This is a genomic window from Arthrobacter sp. HMWF013, assembly GCF_003061105.1.
Lineage (GTDB): Bacteria > Actinomycetota > Actinomycetes > Actinomycetales > Micrococcaceae > Arthrobacter.
In genome coordinates this window covers 1-3,410 of record NZ_QAIQ01000615.1, presented here as the reverse complement: position 1 = coordinate 3,410, position 3,410 = coordinate 1, and the positions used below count along the sequence as shown (strand labels likewise).

4 protein-coding genes are annotated in these 3,410 nt (G+C 64.2%); 1 reads left to right on the top strand and 3 read right to left on the bottom strand.

The features are described from left to right. Nucleotides 1-189: 189 nt before the first annotated feature. Nucleotides 190-1,308, bottom strand: a complete 1,119-nt coding sequence (locus DBR22_RS20590; RefSeq protein ID WP_108600523.1) for a helix-turn-helix transcriptional regulator — start codon at nucleotides 1,306-1,308, stop codon at nucleotides 190-192. A 227-nt stretch (nucleotides 1,309-1,535) separates the two neighbouring features. On the opposite strand from DBR22_RS20590, the gene DBR22_RS20585 reads away from it, so the two are divergent. Continuing rightward, nucleotides 1,536-1,817 (top strand): hypothetical protein, encoded by a 282-nt coding sequence (locus DBR22_RS20585; protein ID WP_108600522.1) that lies wholly within the window; start codon nucleotides 1,536-1,538, stop codon nucleotides 1,815-1,817. A gap of 125 nt (nucleotides 1,818-1,942) precedes the next feature. On the opposite strand, the gene DBR22_RS20580 is transcribed toward DBR22_RS20585, so the two are convergent. Together DBR22_RS20580 and DBR22_RS20575 are read right to left on the bottom strand one after the other, a co-directional pair. Then, on the bottom strand, nucleotides 1,943-2,404 hold the full coding sequence (locus DBR22_RS20580) for a DUF1579 family protein (RefSeq protein ID WP_108600521.1): 462 nt from the start codon (nucleotides 2,402-2,404) through the stop codon (nucleotides 1,943-1,945). A gap of 210 nt (nucleotides 2,405-2,614) precedes the next feature. Then, the coding region (locus DBR22_RS20575) for a M16 family metallopeptidase (protein ID WP_146187598.1) at nucleotides 2,615-3,410 on the bottom strand (796 nt) is incomplete at its 5' end.

Sequence of the window (3,410 nt, the reverse complement as noted above, 5' to 3'; positions counted from 1 at the left end):
GGCAGACACTACGCCAGCGAACAACCCGACTGGGAACCACCACAACTGCCAGCACGCCTGCCCACCGTTGTCAGCTGGGATCCTCCGGGTTGCGACGAGCCTCCGGACGACCTCTACGGAGCGTGGTTTGACGTACCGGCGGACCTGCCTCTCGGAGTTTGAGCCGTCCCGGGTCGCGCAGACCGTTCCTTATGGTGCTGTGCCTAGGGCCAAGGCCAGCAGTGCCGCGCGGCTGTGCACGCCGCAGGCATCAAAAATCTGTTTGAACTGATCCTGGACGGTGTAGGCGCTGATGCCCAAGGCCGTCGCCATGGCAGCGGTATCAACACCGGCTGCAGCCAGCTCAAGCAACTCCCGTTGCCGTGGTGTGATTCCGAAGCTCCTCGCGAAAATATCCAGCCTCGCCTCAGGAGGGCAGGCCTGGATAGTGACCGCCAACGGTGGCGTAGCCTCTGACCCGGCGGAACCCATTCGGCTGGCCCTGAGAATGGCCCACTGGCCGGACCCCAGGTGCACGCGGGACCACGCCGGATGGCCGTCCACCCCCGCCTCCAGGGCCAGCAGTTGGGCAGCGACGTTCAGGACCTCGGCCGGAACTGTGTGAAACGGGCGAGGTCCTGCTTGGAGGAGCCCCAGCCATTCATCCACCGATGAAGTCCCACCCACCACTGCCATGTCCTCGTCGAGGGTGAGTACGGCCTGTTCGGGCAAATCAGCCTGTAGGCGTCCGCTCCCTTTCGGATGTTCCTCCTTGGGTGAGGAAGTGTGCCCCGCTGGGAAGAACTGCCTGGCGACCGACCGACGAAGTGCCGGTGTCACCGCGCTCACTATGCTGGCCAAGAATCGGACTTCCTCGGCGGTAAAAGAGCCCTGCCCGGCCGTTCGCCACAGATCAAGCCATCCCCAATAGCCATACTTGTCCGCGAGACCTGCATACAGAACATCGGTCACCCCGTAGCGCTTCATGAGGCTTTCCCAGACCAGGCTCTGCGTTAAATCGCCTCCGGTTTCCTTCAACAGAGTCGTCACCGGCACAGCCCTTCTGGCCAGCGTTGTCCACCGGCCTGTCTCCATCAGGTACTTCAGCCGGATCAGCTGCGGAAGGTCCTCGGGGTGCGGAATCCGGGCCATGGGGGAAATCCCGGTTCCCGTCACAGGGTCTGAGAGTGGCCAGACGAATGCGCTGAACGGAATAATGCGGCCCAACTCGGACAGCACGCCGGCACGCAAAGCGTGGTGATCCGGACCCGTGTCAACCAGGAGCCGGATGCTCTCAAGGCTCCGGTTCCAGGACCGTCCGGTTGTCATTCCCTCAGTATCTCCCCCGCCGGTGACGCATACATTGCGAGGCACACTAAGGGCAGCGCCGCCGCACCCATTAGTCCCCAGAATTCTGGGATAGCCGCCGGATGAGCGGAGACCTACGGTGTAACAAACACCGCAGGAAAACGCCACCCTGGGAATAGGCCCGAACCGCGGGATCCACACATCACCGCGGAATCCACACATCGCAATCCAGCTAAGGAGAACCAGTGATGTACACCCTGCACATAGAACATGGGATCAAGGACTTCGCCCTGTGGAAGCAGGCGTTCGACCGTGACCCCGTAGATCGGGCTGCGTCGGGGGTAGTCGGCCACCGGATTTCACGCCCGGTGGATGACGCACACTACGTCGTAGTGGAGCTCGACTTCGAAGATCTCAGCCAGGCTGAGCAGCTACTGGCGAACCTGAAAGCCAATGTTTGGAACTCTTCCGCCGTCTCCCCGGCGTTGCAAGGGGCGCCACAGACTCGAATTCTGGAATCGGCGGCCTGAAGCGACACTTCGGGTAAGCCGGCACCCGGGGTGATCGGGCAGTGAGCCTGAACGTCCACCGCTTCGGCATCTGCATCAAGGTCTGCCCCTGCGCTGAGTCTGCCCCTACGTTTGGAGGGCACCAATCATTCCCGCCGGCACTCCGAGGTCATAAAGGGCACGTAGTCTGCCGAACCGCCAAGGCGCAGCTCGGCGGTGTGGGTCAGCACACCGCCGTCCACCCGGAAAGTATGCCGGGCCGTCCCCCGGTCACTGTGGCGTTCCACCCGGAGAACACCGTCCTGCCACGTGCACCGGGTGGGCGCTTCGGGCGGCTGGCCCATGCTGTCAACGTGGTACCAGAGAACATCGTCACGGTCCGGGTCCACGGTGAACACGCCGTGGCCTTCGAAGTGGGTGCCGTCAGCTTCCGTATGGCGGTAGCTTTGCACCACGGCGAAGCCCCCGGCCGCCCGGGTATAGCTCACCTCGGCCGCGGCCGTACGTTCGGGCCCCCAAGCTGACGCCGCCAGCCGGGTGGTGCCCCGCCAATGTCCCAGAAAGTCTTCCAGTACGGCGTGCACTGTTCCCGGCTGCGGAGCATTCATGGATACATTATCGCCGGACTTACGCCGGCAAGCTCAGCGCCGCTCACGTCAGGTCAGAACGCGCCTGTCAGAACGTCGTCTCAAACCGCCACACCACAACGTCCGCCCGAACAAGCCGCGTTGTCAAGACAGCGCCCGCCCGAACAAGCCGCGCCGTCAAGGCCGCGGCCGCCCGAACAAGCCGCGCCGTCAAAGCCGCGGCCGCCCGAATCAGAGGCCGAACGTTTCAGTTTCCTCGAACGGGCCCACTACAGTGACAGTCCGCGGCGCGGCAGCCAACTCTTTGGCAAGCTCCTGGACCTCCTGCGCGGTGACTGCCTTGATCAGGCGCAGCGTTTCGTCGATGTCCTGGTATTCCCCGGACACCAGTTCGGCGCGGCCCAGGCGGGACATCCTTGACCCTGTGTCCTCAAGAGCCAGGACAATCCCGCCGCACAACTGTCCCACTGCTTTGCGGAGCTCGTCGTCGGAAATCCCGCCTTCGGCGAGTTTGTCCAGTTCCAACCCCAGCAGGTCCAGGACCTGGCGCACCTTCGAAGGTGTGCACCCGGCGTACATGCCGAAGTAACCGGCATCCGCGTAGGAGGAAGCAAACGAGTACGTGGAGTACACGAGCCCCCGCTTCTCCCGGATCTCCTGGAAGAGGCGCGATGACATGCCGCCGCCGAGCACGGCGTTGAGCACGCTCATGACGAAGCGGCGTTCATCGGTAGCCACGATCGTGGGGCAGCCCATGATGATGTTGGCCTGCTCCACCGCGCGCTTGACCACGTGCAGTCCGGCTGTGCCGGTGATCTCGGCCCGCTCGGTGGACCTCCGGTCCACGGGGGCGGCGTCCGCCTCAAGCGACCACCCGGCGGCGTGGAGCGCATCCACCACAAGGCTGCAGACGACGTCGTGTTCCAACCCTCCGGCGGCGGTGATGACCAGCTCATCGGGACGGTAGTACCGGCGGTAGTGCTCCCAGACGGAGTCGCGGGCTACGGCGCGGATGGCGGCGGGGGTC